The sequence below is a fragment of the Enterobacter sp. BNK-18 genome (assembly GCF_047456135.1).
GTDB lineage: Bacteria > Pseudomonadota > Gammaproteobacteria > Enterobacterales > Enterobacteriaceae > Enterobacter > Enterobacter ludwigii.
The window spans coordinates 139,900-155,356 of the sequence record NZ_CP179899.1 but is presented as its reverse complement, the minus strand read 5'-3'; the positions used below and the strand labels follow the sequence as shown (position 1 = coordinate 155,356).

Sequence of the window (15,457 nt, the reverse complement as noted above, 5' to 3'; positions counted from 1 at the left end):
GAAGAAAATGTTCGGAAAATTGACACTGGATGCAGTGCCCTACCATGAACCCATTATCGTGGTTACGGTTGCTGCAATTATCATCGGTGGCGCAGCCTTACTGGCCTTGATCACTTACTTTGGTAAGTGGAGCTACCTGTGGAACGAGTGGCTGACTTCGGTTGACCACAAAAAACTGGGTATCATGTACTGCATCGTCGGTATCGTCATGTTAATTCGTGGCTTTGCGGATGCGATCATGATGCGTAGCCAGCAGGCACTCGCGTCTGCGGGTGAAGCCGGCTTCCTGCCGCCGCATCACTACGACCAGATCTTTACCGCCCACGGCGTTATCATGATCTTCTTCGTGGCGATGCCGCTGGTTATCGGTCTGATGAACGTTGTCGTTCCGCTGCAAATCGGCGCGCGCGACGTAGCGTTCCCGTTCCTGAACAACCTGAGCTTCTGGTTCACGGTTGTCGGCGTTATCCTGGTTAACCTGTCACTGGGTGTGGGCGAATTTGCTCAGACCGGCTGGCTGGCTTACCCGCCGCTTTCGGGAATTGAGTACAGTCCGGGCGTTGGCGTCGATTACTGGATTTGGGCACTTCAGCTCTCCGGTGTCGGTACAACCCTGACCGGTATCAACTTCTTCGTGACCATTATCAAGATGCGTGCCCCTGGCATGACCATGTTCAAGATGCCGGTATTTACCTGGGCATCTCTGTGCGCCAACATCCTGATTATTGCATCATTCCCAATTCTGACCGTCACCATCGCGCTGCTGACCCTGGACCGCTACCTGGGCACCCATTTCTTTACCAACGATATGGGTGGCAACATGATGATGTACATCAACCTGATTTGGGCCTGGGGTCACCCGGAAGTGTACATCCTGGTTCTGCCGGTCTTCGGTGTGTTCTCCGAAATCGCAGCAACCTTCTCGCGTAAACGTCTGTTTGGTTACACCTCTCTGGTGTGGGCAACCGTGTGTATTACCGTTCTGTCGTTCATCGTTTGGCTGCACCACTTCTTCACCATGGGTGCTGGCGCGAACGTAAACGCCTTCTTCGGTATTACGACCATGATTATCGCAATCCCTACCGGGGTTAAGATCTTCAACTGGCTGTTCACCATGTACCAGGGCCGTATCGTGTTCCACTCAGCAATGCTGTGGACTATCGGCTTCATCGTCACCTTCTCCGTGGGTGGGATGACCGGTGTACTGCTGGCGGTACCGGGTGCTGACTTCGTTCTGCACAACAGTCTGTTCCTGATTGCGCACTTCCATAACGTTATCATCGGTGGTGTGGTCTTCGGCTGCTTCGCTGGCGTAACCTACTGGTGGCCAAAAGCGTTCGGTTTCACCCTGAACGAAAAATGGGGTAAACGCGCATTCTGGTTCTGGATCATCGGCTTCTTCGTTGCATTTATGCCGCTGTACGTGCTGGGCTTCATGGGTATGACCCGTCGTCTGAGCCAGCAGATTGATCCACAGTTCCACCCAATGCTGATGGTTGCAGCGGGCGGTGCCGTGCTGATTGCTTGTGGTATCGCGTCTCAGCTGATTCAGTTCTACGTTTCTATTCGCGACCGCGATCAGAACCGTGACCTGACCGGTGACCCATGGGGTGGCCGTACGCTGGAGTGGGCAACTTCTTCTCCACCACCGTTCTATAACTTCGCTATTGTGCCGCAGGTCCATGAACGCGACGCATTCTGGGAAATGAAAGAAAAAGGTGAAGCGTACAAGCAACCTGCTCATTACGAAGAGATCCACATGCCGAAAAACAGCGGTGCGGGCATTGTTATTGCCGCCTTCGCAACGGTATTTGGCTTCGCAATGATCTGGCACATCTGGTGGATGGCGATTGTTGGCTTCGCCGGCATCGTAATCAGCTGGATTGTGAAGAGCTTTGACGAGGACGTAGACTACTACGTACCAGTCCGTGAAGTCGAAAAACTGGAAAACCAGCATTTCGATGAGATTTCTAAAGCGGGGCTGAAAAATGGCAACTGATACTTTGGCGCACTCTACTGCCCACGCGCATGAACATGCGCACCACGATACAGGACCGACGAAAGTCTTCGGTTTCTGGATCTACCTGATGAGCGACTGCATTCTGTTCTGCTGTCTGTTCGCAACGTATGCCGTTCTGGTGAACGGCACTGCGGGCGGCCCGGCCGGCAAGGACATCTTTGAACTGCCGTTCGTTCTGGTAGAAACCGCGCTGCTGCTGTTCAGCTCCATCACCTACGGCATGGCGGCTATCGCCATGTACAAAAACAACAAGAGCCAGGTTGTCTCCTGGCTGGCGTTGACCTGGCTGTTTGGTGCTGGCTTTATCGGGATGGAAATCTATGAATTCCATCACCTGATTATGGAAGGCTTCGGGCCGGATCGTAGTGGCTTCCTGTCTGCGTTCTTCGCACTGGTAGGGACCCACGGTCTGCACGTAACGTCTGGTCTGATCTGGATGGCAGTACTGATGTTCCAGATCTCCCGTCGTGGCCTGACCAGCACTAACCGCACGCGTATCCTGTGCCTGAGCCTGTTCTGGCACTTCCTGGACGTTGTGTGGATCTGTGTGTTCTCTGTTGTATATCTGATGGGGGCGATGTAATGAGTCATTCAAACGATCATGGCGCTTCCCACGGTAGCGTAAAAACCTACATGACAGGTTTCATCCTGTCGATCATTCTGACGGTGATCCCGTTCTGGATGGTGATGAGCGGTTCTGCGTCTAAGCCGGTTATTCTGGGTGCAATCCTGGTAACCGCGGTGATTCAGATTCTGGTGCATCTGGTTTGCTTCCTGCACATGAACACCAAGTCCGATGAAGGCTGGAACATGACGGCTTTCATCTTTACCGTGATTATCATCGCTATCCTGGTAGTCGGTTCCATCTGGATTATGTGGAACCTTAACTACAACATGATGGTTCACTAAGAGCGGCGAGTATGTTTAAGCAATACCTGCAAGTCACGAAACCAGGCATCATCTTTGGCAACCTGATCTCCGTCATTGGGGGGTTCCTGCTGGCCTCTAAAGGCAGCATCGATTACACCCTCTTTATCGCTACGCTGGTCGGTGTGTCGCTGGTTGTTGCATCCGGTTGTGTATTTAACAACTACATCGACATGGATATCGACAAGAAGATGGAAAGGACTAAAAATCGGGTGCTGGTTAAAGGCCTGATCGCCCCTTCCGTCTCGCTGGTGTACGCCACCTTGCTGGGTATTGCTGGCTTTATGCTGCTGTGGTTTGGCGCTAATCCTCTGGCCTGTTGGCTGGGGGTGATGGGGTTCGTCGTCTATGTGGGCGTTTACAGCCTGTATATGAAACGCCACTCCGTCTACGGAACGCTGATTGGTTCTCTCTCCGGCGCTGCGCCGCCGGTGATTGGCTACTGCGCCGTCACGAACGAGTTCGACAGCGGTGCGCTGATCCTGCTGGCTATCTTTAGCCTGTGGCAGATGCCGCACTCCTATGCCATCGCGATTTTCCGCTTTAAGGATTATCAGGCAGCGAACATCCCGGTTCTGCCGGTCGTGAAGGGCATTTCCGTGGCTAAAAACCACATCACGCTGTACATCATCGCCTTTGCCGTGGCAACGCTGATGCTCTCTCTGGGCGGTTACGCCGGGTACAAATACCTGGCGGTAGCGGCTGCGGTGAGCGTCTGGTGGCTCGGCATGGCCCTGCGTGGCTACAAAGTGGAAGATGACAAGGTCTGGGCACGTAAGCTGTTCGTGTTCTCCATTGTCGCTATCACTTCGCTGTCGGTGATGATGTCCGTGGATTTCATGGTGCCTGATTCACACAACCTGCTGACTTACGTCTGGTAAGTCACACCAGGTGAATAAAAGGGTGCTTCGGCACCCTTTTTTATTCATCGAATCCATTAATAACGCATGTAATATTTGTTAAATAACCCTTTATTTACCCCGCCCCTTCCCCGCACTACACTATGGCCTGCTTTTGAATTGAGGTGGTAATGAACGATTATAAAATGACGCCAGGCGAATTGCGCGCGACCTGGGGTTTAGGGACTGTTTTCTCGCTACGGATGCTTGGCATGTTTATGGTCCTGCCTGTTCTGACCACGTACGGCATGGCGCTACAGGGTGCCAGCGAAGCGCTGATTGGCCTGGCGATTGGCATCTACGGTCTGGCTCAGGCGGTATTTCAGATCCCGTTTGGCCTGCTCTCGGATCGGGTTGGCCGCAAACCGCTGATTGTCGGCGGCCTGCTTATTTTTGTGCTCGGCAGCGTGATAGCCGCCCTCTCCCACTCCATCTGGGGAATTATTCTTGGTCGCGCCCTGCAGGGCTCTGGCGCGATTGCCGCCGCCGTGATGGCGCTGCTGTCAGACTTAACGCGTGAGCAGAATCGCACCAAAGCGATGGCGTTTATCGGGGTGAGCTTTGGCGTCACTTTTGCGATTGCAATGGTGCTCGGGCCTATCATCACGCATAAACTCGGTCTGCATGCGCTGTTCTGGATGATTGCCGTGCTGGCGACCGTCGGTATTGCGCTGACCCTTTGGGTGGTGCCGGACAGCAAAAACCACGTCCTTAACCGTGAATCCGGGATGGTGAAAGGCTGCTTCAGCAAAGTGCTGGTGGAACCGCGCCTGCTTAAACTTAACTTCGGCATTATGTGTCTGCACATCCTGCTGATGTCGACCTTTGTCGCCCTGCCCGGTCAGCTTGCCGCCGCGGGCTTCCCTGCCGCGGAGCACTGGAAAATCTATCTGGTGACCATGCTGATTTCGTTCGTCTCGGTCGTGCCGTTCATCATCTACGCCGAAGTGAAACGCAAGATGAAGCGCGTCTTCATTGGCTGCGTGGCGGTGCTGCTGATTGCCGAGATTGTGCTCTGGGGATCCGGCCCGCACTTCTGGGAACTGGTGGCCGGCGTGCAGCTCTTCTTCCTGGCCTTTAACCTGATGGAAGCCCTGCTGCCATCGCTGATTAGCAAGGAGTCCCCGGCCGGCTATAAAGGCACAGCAATGGGGATCTACTCCACCAGCCAGTTTATCGGCGTGGCTATCGGGGGCTCGCTCGGCGGCTGGGTGGATGGCCTGTTTGATTCGCAAACCGTGTTCCTTGCGGGCGCACTGCTGGCGATGGTCTGGCTGCTGGTCGCCAGCAGCATGAAAGAGCCGCGCTACGTCAGCAGTCTGCGGGTCGAAATTCCTGAGGATGTTGAGATTACCGACGCGCTAAAACAGCGTCTTGAAGCAACAGAGGGGGTAAGTGAAGTGCTTATTGCCCCACAAGAGCGCAGCGCTTACGTCAAAATAGACAGTAAAGTGACTAACCGCTTCGAAATCGAGCAGGCTCTCAAAGCCTGAAAAAATGCCCGGTAAAACCGGGCATTTTTGTCTTAATCGCGGAAGTTCTTGAACTGGAACGGCTGCCCCAGATCGCCGCCACGTACCAGCGCCATAACGGCCTGCAGGTCATCGCGGGATTTACCGGTCACACGAATTTCTTCACCCTGGATTTGCGCCTGAACCTTCAGCTTGCTGTCCTTGATGAGCTTAACGATCTTCTTCTGAACCGCGCTCTCAATACCCTGCTTCAGTTTGGCTTCGACAAACCAGTTTTTACCGCTATGCACAAACTCGTCTGGTACATCCAGTGAGGTGCCTTCAATGCCGCGTTTAAGCAGCTTGGCGCGCAGAATATCCAGCAGCTGGTTAACCTGGAAATCAGATTCGCTCAGGACCTTAATGGTCTTATTCGCATCGTTCAGCTCGAAAGTTGCCTCAACGCCACGAAAGTCGAAACGTGACTCAACTTCACGGCTTGCGTTTTCAACGCCGTTGCGGACTTCCTGGATATCAACTTCGGAAACAATATCGAAAGATGGCATCTTTTCTTCTCCCTTCATTTTTGTTGCGTTGCATAATACCCGCTACAAGGCAGATACCCCAAATAATTCGAGTTGCAGCTATCCCTGGCCGCTCACGTGAGGAAACACCGCACAGATGTCACAGGGTTTACTCAACAGAAGCTTAGCTGACGGCGCTATACTTAGGCCGTAACACCTGGCGCAGTTGCAGGTGAGGAGGAACAATGAAAATTACAGTGCTCGGATGCGGAGCCCTTGGACAGCTATGGCTGACCGCGCTTTGCAAGCACGGACATGAGGTACAGGGCTGGCTGCGCGTGCCCCAGCCCTATTGCAGTGTGAACCTGATTGACGAAGACGGAAGTATATTCAACGAATCACTCACCGCGAACGATCCGGATTTTCTGGCGCAAAGCGATCTGCTGCTGGTCACGCTCAAAGCATGGCAGGTTTCAGATGCGGTAAAGACGCTGGCCGCGCAACTTCCCCCAGACTCCCCCATCCTGCTGCTGCATAACGGCATGGGAACCATTGATGAGCTGAAAAGCATCCCGCATCCCTTGTTGATGGCGACCACCACGCACGCTGCACGCCGCGATGGCAACATTATCGTGCATGTCGCCAGCGGCGTAACGCACATGGGCCCCGCCCGTACGCAGGATGGCGACTACAGCTATCTGGCGGATGTTCTGCAGAAGGTGCTGCCGGACGTGGCCTGGCATGACACTATCCGCCCGCAGCTGTGGCGCAAGCTGGCGGTTAACTGCGTGATCAATCCGCTGACGGCGCTGTGGAACTGCCCGAACGGGGAACTGAAAAATCATCCGCAGGAAATTGCCACCCTGTGCGCGGAGGTCGCCTCGGTTATCGAACGTGAAGGCCTGCATACCTCGGCGGAGGATTTACGCTATTATGTTGAGCAGGTAATTGAAAGTACTGCAGAAAACATCTCCTCGATGTTGCAGGACATTCGGGCATTACGCCACACAGAGATTGATTACATCACGGGCTATTTGCTTAAACGCGCCCGCGCCCACGGCATTGCCGTGCCGGAAAATGCCCGTCTGTATGACCTGGTTAAACGTAAGGAGAGTGAATATGAGCGCGTCAGCACTGATCTGCCTCGCCCCTGGTAGCGAAGAGACAGAAGCCGTCACCACCATTGATTTGATGGTGCGCGGCGGCATTAACGTGACCACCGCCAGCGTCGCCAGCGACGGTAATCTGACCATCACCTGTTCACGCGGCGTAAAAATCCTCGCCGATGCACCGCTTGTGCAGGTGGCCGACGGGGATTACGACATCATCGTACTGCCGGGCGGCCTGAAGGGCGCGGAGTATTTTCGCGACAGCCCGCTCCTGGTCGAAACCGTCAGGCAATTCCATCTGTCGGGGCGCATCGTTGCGGCAATTTGTGCCGCAGCCGGCACGGTTCTGGTGCCGCATAACATTTTCCCGATCGGGAATATGACCGGTTTCCCGGGACTGAAAGAGACCATTCCTGAAGAGCAATGGGTGGATAAACGTGTGGTCTGGGATCCGCGCGTCAATCTGCTCACCAGCCAGGGGCCGGGTACCGCGATCGATTTTGGACTGAAGATTATCGACCTGCTGGTCGGGCGTGAGAAAGCCTACGAGGTGGCGTCGTCGTTAGTGATGGCGGCGGGGATTTATAATTTTTACGAAGCGTAGCGTGTAAAGAAAGCCGGGTAAGCGAAGCCGCCACCCGGCAAACGGTTAAGGGCGATAGACCTTCACATTTGCAAAGCCCTGCTCGCGCAGATACAGTGCCTGCAGACGGCTCATCACCCCGCGCTCGCACCACAGCAGATACGTTTTGCTCTGGTCGAGATCGCCGAATTTGGTGCTCAGCTTGTAGAACGGCAGGGAAACCACGTCCACGCCTTCAACCTGCAGCGGTTTGTCATCCTGTTCATCAATGGAACGGATATCCAGAATCGCGTCGTTGGCACCGAAACCGCTGACGGTTTCAACTTCAACCACTTCCTGCTCGGTCTGCTGGGCAATCTCGCGGATATCGATGTTGGTCGCTTCCGCCACCACCTTCTCCAGAATGCCGAAATCGAAGTTCTCTTCTTCGGCTTCGATTTTCGCCTTCACCGCTTTGACGGTAGGGCTTTTTGAGATCACACCGCAGTATTCCGGCATGGTGCGGGCAAAATCTTCGGTACCGATTTTGCGCGCCAGATCGATGATGTGCTCTTTATCGTAGGAGATCAGCGGACGCAGGATCAGGGTATCCGATACGTTGTCGATAAGACGCAGGTTGGTCAGAGTCTGGCTGGAGACCTGGCCCAGCGCTTCACCGGTGACCAGCGCCTGCACGCCGTAGCGCTCCGCCACTTTGGACGCTGCACGCACCATCATGCGCTTCAGCACCACGCCCATCTGACCGTCGTCCACTTTTTCAAGGATTTCGCCGACCACTGGCTCAAAGTTGATCGCCACAAAACGCACGCGGTGGGAGCTGCCGAAGCGGTTCCACAGATAGTGCGCAACCTGACGCACGCCGATTTCATGCGCCGCACCGCCCAGGTTAAAGAAGCAGTAGTGTACGCGACAGCCGCGGCGCATCAGCATATAGCTGGAAACACCGGAGTCGAAACCGCCGGAGATCAGCGACAGGACATCTTCCTGCGTGCCGATTGGGAAACCGCCGATACCTTCATAACGGCCTTTCACCAGCAGCAGGCGATCGTTTTCGATCTCCAGGTTAACGGTCACGTCCGGGTTAGTCAGGCGCACGCGCGCGCTCTCAACGTGCTGATTGAGGCCGCCACCCACATAGCGCTCCACTTCAATGGAGCTAAACTCATGCTTACCACGACGCTTCACGCGCACGCAGAAGGTTTTGCCTTCAATCTGATCGCGGTACTGCACCAGCGCTTTTTCAAAAATGTCATGCAGGGAGGTGTAAGGAACGTCTTCCACTTCCAGAATATGGTGAATGCCCGGAATACGGGTCAGCGCGTCGCGAATATCCTGACGTTTGTTTTCATCTTTCGCGCGAACCTCAACGTGGTCCCAGTGACGCACCACGGCGAGCGTTTCGTCGTAGTGTTTTAATACGTTACGAATGTTCCCGGTGAGAATTTTAATAAAGCGCAAACGCACAGATTGGCTTTTGATGGTGATTTCAGGGAACAATTTAATGATAAACTTCATGGCGGCAATGTTTCTTAGGCAAGCTTAAGGCTTGTAATGGAAAATGAAATATACACAAAATCATTCAGGTGGCATCAACGCGGCGAGTCACAGCCCCCCGCAAGCTTACGCGAGTAAGTAACGGAAAGGCGCAAACGTAGCCCAAACAGAGACAACCTGAAGGATGACGTGTATAGCAGCCCACACCCGTGGCTGCATCCAGGCGCGCAAGTATATCATCTTCACGCCGCTCCTGTGCACATTGCGCGTTATTTGATAATTGCCCCGAGTCCGTTACCATGTCGGGGCTGAGAATATAAGAGTCAATTCACTATGCCGAAGAAGAACGACGCACCGGCCAGTTTTGAAACTGCGCTGAGTGAGCTGGAGCAGATTGTCACCCGCCTTGAGAGCGGCGATTTACCGCTGGAAGAGGCGCTCAATGAATTCGAGCGCGGCGTACAGCTGGCGCGCCAGGGGCAGGTCAAACTGCAGCAGGCCGAGCAGCGCGTGCAGATCCTGCTGTCCGACAGCGAAGACGCTAAAACTACGCCATTCACACCGGACGCCGAGTAAATGGATTTCGCCAACGAGCTTCAGGCATGCGTCGCGCGTGCCAACGATGCGCTGCGCCGTTTTATTGAGCCACAGCCTTTTCAGAACACTCCACTGGTTGAAGCCATGCACTATGGCGCACTCTTGGGTGGAAAGCGCCTGCGTCCGTTTCTGGTTTACGCCACGGGCAATATGTTTGGTATCAGCGCTAACACGCTGGATGCCCCGGCAGCCGCCGTTGAGTGCATCCATGCCTACTCGCTGATCCATGATGATTTGCCGGCCATGGACGACGACGATCTGCGTCGTGGCCAGCCTACCTGCCACATCAAGTTTGGCGAAGCGAATGCCATTCTGGCGGGGGATGCCCTGCAAACCCTGGCGTTCTCGATTCTGAGCGATGCGCCGATGGCCGAAGTGGCCGACCGTGACCGTCTGTCGATGATCTCTGAACTGGCAATGGCCAGCGGCGTCGCCGGTATGTGTGGCGGTCAGGCACTGGATCTGGAAGCGGAAGGACGTCAGGTTAATCTGGAACAGCTGGAGCGTATTCATCGCCATAAAACGGGCGCATTGATTCGTGCAGCCGTTCGTCTGGGCGCCCTGAGCGCGGGTGAACAGGGGCGCAAAGCCCTGCCGATACTGGACAGATACGCGGAAAGTATCGGTCTGGCATTCCAGGTTCAGGATGACATTCTGGATGTGGTGGGCGATACTGCAACATTGGGTAAACGTCAGGGTGCGGATCAGCAGCTTGGCAAAAGTACCTACCCCGCCCTGCTGGGTCTTGAGCAAGCCCAACGTAAAGCCCGGGATCTGATAGAGGATGCCCGCCAGTCGCTGAATCAACTGGCCGCGCAATCACTGGATACTTCGGCACTGGAAGCGCTAGCGGACTATATAATCCAGCGTGATAAATAAACACACTATCTCGATGAGCCTTTGATGAGTTTTGATATTGCCAAATACCCGACACTGGCGTTAGTTGACTCCACCCAGGAGTTACGCCTGTTGCCGAAAGAGAGCCTGCCGAAGCTGTGCGATGAGCTGCGTCGCTACCTGCTCGACAGCGTAAGCCGCTCCAGCGGCCATTTCGCCTCCGGGCTTGGCACGGTAGAGCTGACCGTGGCGCTGCATTATGTCTATAACACGCCATTCGATCAGCTCATCTGGGATGTCGGCCACCAGGCCTATCCGCATAAAATTCTGACCGGACGTCGCGATAAAATTGGCACTATTCGTCAGAAAGGCGGCCTGCATCCGTTCCCATGGCGTGGCGAGAGCGAGTACGACGTATTAAGCGTTGGGCACTCCTCCACCTCAATCTCTGCGGGTATCGGTATTGCGGTGGCAGCCGAAAAAGAGAATAAACAGCGTCGTACCGTCTGCGTCATTGGCGACGGGGCGATCACTGCCGGAATGGCCTTTGAGGCCATGAACCACGCGGGCGATATCAAGCCAGACATGCTGGTTATCCTTAATGATAACGAAATGTCGATTTCCGAAAACGTGGGCGCGCTGAACAACCATCTGGCGCAGTTGCTCTCCGGCAAGCTTTACTCCTCGCTGCGTGAAGGCGGAAAAAAAGTCTTCTCCGGCGTACCGCCAATCAAAGAACTGCTTAAACGCACCGAAGAACACATCAAAGGCATGGTCGTGCCGGGTACGCTGTTTGAAGAGCTGGGCTTTAATTATATTGGTCCGGTGGACGGGCATGACGTTCTGGGGCTTGTCACCACGCTGAAAAACATGCGTGACCTGAAAGGCCCGCAGTTCCTGCATATCATGACCAAAAAAGGCCGTGGATACGAACCGGCGGAAAAAGATCCCATCACCTTCCACGCGGTACCGAAATTCGACCCGAGCAGCGGTTGCCTGCCCAAAAGCAGCGGCGGCATGCCGAGCTATTCAAAAATCTTTGGCGACTGGCTGTGTGAAACCGCCGCTAAAGACAATAAGCTCATGGCGATCACCCCGGCTATGCGTGAAGGTTCTGGCATGGTGGAGTTCTCCAAAAAATACCCGGACCAGTATTTTGACGTTGCCATTGCCGAGCAGCACGCGGTGACCTTTGCGGCAGGCCTGGCGATTGGCGGTTATAACCCGGTTGTCGCCATTTATTCCACCTTCCTGCAACGCGCCTACGACCAGGTGATCCATGACGTTGCCATCCAGAAGCTGCCGGTCCTGTTTGCTATCGACCGCGCAGGCATTGTGGGTGCTGACGGCCAGACGCACCAGGGGGCATTTGACCTGTCGTTCCTGCGCTGCGTCCCGGATATGGTCATCATGACGCCAAGCGATGAGAACGAATGTCGTCAGATGCTGTTTACCGGCTACCACTATCAGGATGGCCCTAGTGCGGTGCGCTACCCGCGCGGCAATGCCGTCGGCGTTGAACTGCAGTCGCTGGAAAAACTGCCGATAGGTAAAGGTCTGGTGAAGCGTCGCGGTGAGAAAGTGGCGATCCTGAACTTTGGTACGCTGATGCCGGAGGCCGCGAAAGTGGCTGAAGCGCTGAATGCGACCCTCGTGGATATGCGCTTTGTGAAACCGCTCGACGAGGCCCTGATCCTGAGCATGGCGGAATCTCATGACGTGCTGGTCACGCTGGAAGAAAACGCCATCATGGGCGGCGCGGGCAGCGGCGTAAACGAAGTGCTGATGGCGAACCGTAAAGCCGTGCCGGTACTGAACCTTGGTCTGCCGGATTATTTCATTCCACAAGGCACCCAGGACGAAGCCCGTGCGGCGATTGGCCTGGATGCGGCCGGCATTGAGTCGAAAATCCGTTCCTGGCTTGCCTGATCCCTCCCCTTTTCCGCTCCTGCTATGCTTAAACGTATTGTTTAAAAAAGCAGGAGCGGAACCATGCAATACACGACATTAGGAAAAACAGACCTTCAGGTTTCCCGACTTTGCCTGGGATGCATGACCTTTGGCGAGCCAGACCGAGGAAATCACGCCTGGACGCTGCCGGAAGAGAGCAGCCGCCTTATCATCAAACGCGCACTCGACGGCGGGATTAACTTTTTTGATACTGCCAACAGTTACTCCGACGGCAGCAGCGAAGAGATTGTCGGCCGCGCCCTGCGCGATTTTGCCCGCCGTGACGATGTGATCGTCGCCACTAAGGTATATCACCAGGTGGGTGATTTGCCTGAAGGCCTTTCCCGTGCGCAAATCCTGCGATCCATTGATGACAGCCTCCGGCGTCTGAATATGGATTATGTCGACCTGCTGCAGATCCACCGCTGGGATTACAACACGCCGATTGAAGAGACGCTGGAAGCCCTTAACGATGTGGTTAAGGCCGGGAAGGCGCGTTACATCGGCGCATCGTCTATGCACGCTTCGCAGTTTGCCTCAGCGCTTGATCTTCAGGCGCAGCACGGCTGGGCACGGTTTGTCACCATGCAGGATCACTACAACCTTATCTATCGCGAAGAAGAGCGCGAGATGCTGCCGCTCTGCTATCAGGAAGGTGTAGCGGTGATCCCATGGAGTCCCCTGGCGCGCGGACGCCTCACCCGACCATGGGGAGAAACCACCGCCCGCTCGGTGTCGGATGCGTTCGGTAAAACCTTATACGAAGGTACGGAAGCCAGCGATGCGTTGATCGCCGAACGTTTAGCGGGGATTGCCGATGATACCGGTGCCACGCGTGCGCAGGTAGCGCTGGCGTGGTTGCTGAGCAAACGCGGAGTCGCGGCACCGATTATCGGTACATCGCGGGAAGAACAGCTGGATGAGTTGTTGAGTGCCGTTGATTTAACGCTGACGCCTGAGCAAGTCGCCGAGCTGGAAACGCCGTACCAGCAGCATCCGGTGGTCGGGTTTAAGTAAGCCCTCGCCCTGCCCGTCTCCCAAAAGGAGAGGGAACAAAACCCCTCGGCCGGGTAAGCGCAGCGCTACCCGGCAGACGAATCACGCAAAGTGGTCGTAACCCTTCCAGTCAAGCGTAACCGGCGCGCCATCACGCACAAATTTCAGCCCTTCGCTTTCCGGCATAATCTGTCCGATACAGGTAAACTTCGCCCCAAGGTGAGCTAGCGCCACGTCCAGCGTTCCCCGGTTCAGCTCCGGTACGGTAAAGCACAGCTCATAATCTTCGCCGCCGGAGAGCGCCCAGCGCAGAGCCTGCTCAGGTTCCACATGGCGAAGCAATGGCTCTGACAGTGGGAACAGATCCAGATCTACGCGCGCGCCCACACCGCTGGCCTTCAGAATATGGCCGAGATCGGAGATAAGCCCGTCAGAGAGATCGATAGCCGAGCTTGCCCGCTCGCGCAGCGCCTGGCCGTGCAAAATACGCGGCGTTGGGCGCAGATGGCGTTTCACCAGATATGCCGCATCGTCGGTATCCTTGACGCGTAAGCGGTCCTGGAGGATCGCCAGCCCTGCGGCGCTGTCGCCCGGCGTGCCGGTCACGTAGATCCAGTCACCTGGCTTTGCGCCCGAGCGTTTAAGCGCCCGGCCCAGCGGGACATAGCCGTGGATCGCAAGCGTCATCGACAGCGGCCCGGCAGTGGTGTCACCGCCGATCAGCTGCATATCGTAGTAGTTGAGCTGATCAAACAGCGCATCGCTAAAGGCTTCAAGCCAGTCTTCATCCACCTCGGGCAACGTCAACGCCAGCGTCAGCCACGCGGGATCGGCGCCCATGGCCGCTAAATCGCTTACGTTGACCGCCAGCGCTTTATACGCCAGATCGGCGGGATCGATATCAGGTAAAAAATGACGTCCGCACACTAAGGTGTCAGTGCTGATTGCCAGCGTCTGTTTTTCGGGAATATTGAGAAGTGCGCAGTCATCGCCAATGCCGGTTTCAACATCAAGACGAGAGGTTCTGACACGGTCGAAATAACGGGCAATCAGGGAGAATTCGCCGCATGCCATACGTTATGCCTCAGCAAATTAAATAAAAAAACCGGAGCCGCACTGCCCGGCAGGCAATGCAAAACTCCGGTTTGCGGATCACTTTTTGTGGGGACGGATCGCAGGTGCGGCTTTATCCAGCACGCCGTTTACAAATTTATGGCTGTCTTCAGCGCCGAAGGTTTTCGCCAGTTCGATCGCTTCGTTGATGGCCACTTTGTACGGCACATCATCACGTTTAGACAACTCAAACAGCGCGATACGCAACACTGCTTTCTCAACCTGACCCAGCTCTTCGAGCAGACGGGACAGGTATGGCTTCATCAGACCATCGAGATACGCGCTATTAGTCGCCACTCCCGACAGCAGTTCACGGAAGTACAGAACGTCAACGTCTTTCACGTCCTGTTCTGACAGGAACTGGTATTCAACATCAGCGATGTCGTTCTGGGACAACTGCCAGGAGTAAAGTGCCTGGACGGCACATTCACGGGCGCGGCGACGAGCAGCAGGTTTCACGGAATTCCCCTTACAAAAAAATCAGGCCTTAATGGCTTTCAACACATTGATCATTTCAAGCGCGGTCAGTGCAGCTTCTGCACCTTTGTTACCGGCTTTGGTACCAGCGCGCTCAATGGCTTGTTCAATACTTTCGGTAGTCAGCACGCCAAACGCGACAGGAATTTCTGCATCCTGCGCAACGTGTGCCAGACCATTGCTTGCACCGCCTGCAACGTATTCGAAGTGTGCAGTGCCACCACGAATAACGGTACCCAGCGCAATCACCGCGTCGTATTTACCGGTTTTCGCCAGCGCGCCCGCTGCCAGTGGCAGTTCATAAGCACCTGGAACCCAAACAACGGTAATGTTGTCATCTTTAACCTGGCCGATACGTTTCAGGGCGTCAATGGCACCTTCCAGCAGGCTGTCGTTGATGAAGTTGTTGAAACGCGCAATGGTGATGGCGACGCGAGCGTCCGGGGTAGCTACAGCAGCTTCAATAATGTTCATACTCTT

16 protein-coding genes are annotated in these 15,457 nt (G+C 55.2%); 11 read left to right on the top strand and 5 right to left on the bottom strand.

Going from position 1 to position 15,457, the window contains the following annotated elements:
- The first annotated feature begins 7 nt into the window (after positions 1–7).
- From cyoB to ACMGG3_RS00730, 5 genes are all read left to right on the top strand, one after another.
- Positions 8–1,999, top strand: a complete 1,992-nt coding sequence (gene cyoB / locus ACMGG3_RS00750; RefSeq protein WP_014168864.1) for a cytochrome o ubiquinol oxidase subunit I — start codon at positions 8–10, stop codon at positions 1,997–1,999.
- Positions 1,989–2,603, top strand: coding sequence for a cytochrome o ubiquinol oxidase subunit III (locus ACMGG3_RS00745; protein WP_014168863.1), 615 nt, complete (start codon positions 1,989–1,991; stop codon positions 2,601–2,603). Before cyoB ends, ACMGG3_RS00745 begins: the two co-directional genes overlap by 11 nt.
- Positions 2,603–2,929 (top strand): cytochrome o ubiquinol oxidase subunit IV, encoded by a 327-nt coding sequence (locus ACMGG3_RS00740; RefSeq protein ID WP_006176899.1) that lies wholly within the window; start codon positions 2,603–2,605, stop codon positions 2,927–2,929. Before ACMGG3_RS00745 ends, ACMGG3_RS00740 begins: the two co-directional genes overlap by 1 nt.
- An 11-nt stretch (positions 2,930–2,940) precedes the next feature.
- Entirely contained in the window at positions 2,941–3,828 is an 888-nt protein-coding gene (gene cyoE, locus ACMGG3_RS00735) for a heme o synthase (protein WP_014168862.1), read from the top strand.
- A 149-nt stretch (positions 3,829–3,977) separates the two neighbouring features.
- Positions 3,978–5,339 (top strand): MFS transporter, encoded by a 1,362-nt coding sequence (locus ACMGG3_RS00730; RefSeq protein WP_032681561.1) that lies wholly within the window; start codon positions 3,978–3,980, stop codon positions 5,337–5,339.
- 32 nt (positions 5,340–5,371) lie between these two features.
- Here the strand turns inward: ACMGG3_RS00730 and ACMGG3_RS00725 are convergent, their stop codons facing one another.
- Entirely contained in the window at positions 5,372–5,863 is a 492-nt protein-coding gene (locus ACMGG3_RS00725; RefSeq protein WP_020885215.1) for a YajQ family cyclic di-GMP-binding protein, read from the bottom strand.
- A 203-nt stretch (positions 5,864–6,066) separates the two neighbouring features.
- Between ACMGG3_RS00725 and panE the strand changes: the two genes are divergently transcribed.
- Together panE and yajL are read left to right on the top strand one after the other, a co-directional pair.
- A complete protein-coding gene (gene panE / locus ACMGG3_RS00720; RefSeq protein WP_014168859.1) occupies positions 6,067–6,978 on the top strand; it encodes a 2-dehydropantoate 2-reductase in 912 nt (303 codons plus the stop codon).
- Positions 6,941–7,534, top strand: coding sequence for a protein deglycase YajL (gene yajL, locus ACMGG3_RS00715; RefSeq protein ID WP_020885217.1), 594 nt, complete (start codon positions 6,941–6,943; stop codon positions 7,532–7,534). Before panE ends, yajL begins: the two co-directional genes overlap by 38 nt.
- Before the next feature lie 45 nt (positions 7,535–7,579).
- On the opposite strand, the gene thiI is transcribed toward yajL, so the two are convergent.
- Positions 7,580–9,028 carry a tRNA uracil 4-sulfurtransferase ThiI gene (thiI, locus tag ACMGG3_RS00710; RefSeq protein WP_014168857.1) on the bottom strand — a complete coding sequence of 483 codons (1,449 nt, stop codon included), beginning with the start codon at positions 9,026–9,028 and terminating at the stop codon, positions 7,580–7,582.
- Between the two features lie 312 nt (positions 9,029–9,340).
- On the opposite strand from thiI, the gene xseB reads away from it, so the two are divergent.
- The 4 genes from xseB to ACMGG3_RS00690 all read left to right on the top strand — a co-directional run bounded on the left by xseB (position 9,341) and on the right by ACMGG3_RS00690 (position 13,408).
- Positions 9,341–9,583, top strand: a complete 243-nt coding sequence (xseB, locus tag ACMGG3_RS00705) for an exodeoxyribonuclease VII small subunit (RefSeq protein ID WP_008503331.1) — start codon at positions 9,341–9,343, stop codon at positions 9,581–9,583.
- Positions 9,584–10,483: a (2E,6E)-farnesyl diphosphate synthase gene (gene ispA, locus ACMGG3_RS00700; RefSeq protein WP_014168855.1), complete on the top strand. Its 900-nt coding sequence runs from the start codon at positions 9,584–9,586 to the stop codon at positions 10,481–10,483.
- A gap of 24 nt (positions 10,484–10,507) precedes the next feature.
- Complete coding sequence (gene dxs / locus ACMGG3_RS00695; RefSeq protein WP_414149496.1) at positions 10,508–12,370, top strand: 1-deoxy-D-xylulose-5-phosphate synthase; 1,863 nt, start codon at positions 10,508–10,510, stop codon at positions 12,368–12,370.
- A 63-nt stretch (positions 12,371–12,433) separates the two neighbouring features.
- Complete coding sequence (locus tag ACMGG3_RS00690) at positions 12,434–13,408, top strand: aldo/keto reductase (protein ID WP_138613387.1); 975 nt, start codon at positions 12,434–12,436, stop codon at positions 13,406–13,408.
- Between the two features lie 81 nt (positions 13,409–13,489).
- Here the strand turns inward: ACMGG3_RS00690 and thiL are convergent, their stop codons facing one another.
- The 3 genes from thiL to ribE form a co-directional block, all read right to left on the bottom strand.
- Entirely contained in the window at positions 13,490–14,461 is a 972-nt protein-coding gene (gene thiL, locus ACMGG3_RS00685; RefSeq protein WP_032677510.1) for a thiamine-phosphate kinase, read from the bottom strand.
- 78 nt (positions 14,462–14,539) lie between these two features.
- Positions 14,540–14,959: a transcription antitermination factor NusB gene (gene nusB, locus ACMGG3_RS00680; protein WP_006809908.1), complete on the bottom strand. Its 420-nt coding sequence runs from the start codon at positions 14,957–14,959 to the stop codon at positions 14,540–14,542.
- 21 nt (positions 14,960–14,980) lie between these two features.
- Positions 14,981–15,451: a 6,7-dimethyl-8-ribityllumazine synthase gene (gene ribE / locus ACMGG3_RS00675; RefSeq protein WP_006176874.1), complete on the bottom strand. Its 471-nt coding sequence runs from the start codon at positions 15,449–15,451 to the stop codon at positions 14,981–14,983.
- Positions 15,452–15,457: the final 6 nt, after the last annotated feature.

Excerpts from the sequence above, each read along its gene's own strand:
- cyoB (WP_014168864.1), top strand. The coding sequence starts at position 8 with ATGTTCGGAAAATTGACACTGGATGCAGTGCCCTACCATGAACCCATT.
- ACMGG3_RS00745 (WP_014168863.1), top strand. The coding sequence starts at position 1,989 with ATGGCAACTGATACTTTGGCGCACTCTACTGCCCACGCGCATGAACAT.
- ACMGG3_RS00740 (WP_006176899.1), top strand. The coding sequence starts at position 2,603 with ATGAGTCATTCAAACGATCATGGCGCTTCCCACGGTAGCGTAAAAACC.
- cyoE (WP_014168862.1), top strand. The coding sequence starts at position 2,941 with ATGTTTAAGCAATACCTGCAAGTCACGAAACCAGGCATCATCTTTGGC.
- ACMGG3_RS00730 (WP_032681561.1), top strand. The coding sequence starts at position 3,978 with ATGAACGATTATAAAATGACGCCAGGCGAATTGCGCGCGACCTGGGGT.
- ACMGG3_RS00725 (WP_020885215.1), bottom strand. The coding sequence starts at position 5,863 with ATGCCATCTTTCGATATTGTTTCCGAAGTTGATATCCAGGAAGTCCGC.
- panE (WP_014168859.1), top strand. The coding sequence starts at position 6,067 with ATGAAAATTACAGTGCTCGGATGCGGAGCCCTTGGACAGCTATGGCTG.
- yajL (WP_020885217.1), top strand. The coding sequence starts at position 6,941 with ATGAGCGCGTCAGCACTGATCTGCCTCGCCCCTGGTAGCGAAGAGACA.
- thiI (WP_014168857.1), bottom strand. The coding sequence starts at position 9,028 with ATGAAGTTTATCATTAAATTGTTCCCTGAAATCACCATCAAAAGCCAA.
- xseB (WP_008503331.1), top strand. The coding sequence starts at position 9,341 with ATGCCGAAGAAGAACGACGCACCGGCCAGTTTTGAAACTGCGCTGAGT.
- ispA (WP_014168855.1), top strand. The coding sequence starts at position 9,584 with ATGGATTTCGCCAACGAGCTTCAGGCATGCGTCGCGCGTGCCAACGAT.
- dxs (WP_414149496.1), top strand. The coding sequence starts at position 10,508 with ATGAGTTTTGATATTGCCAAATACCCGACACTGGCGTTAGTTGACTCC.
- ACMGG3_RS00690 (WP_138613387.1), top strand. The coding sequence starts at position 12,434 with ATGCAATACACGACATTAGGAAAAACAGACCTTCAGGTTTCCCGACTT.
- thiL (WP_032677510.1), bottom strand. The coding sequence starts at position 14,461 with ATGGCATGCGGCGAATTCTCCCTGATTGCCCGTTATTTCGACCGTGTC.
- ribE (WP_006176874.1), bottom strand. The coding sequence starts at position 15,451 with ATGAACATTATTGAAGCTGCTGTAGCTACCCCGGACGCTCGCGTCGCC.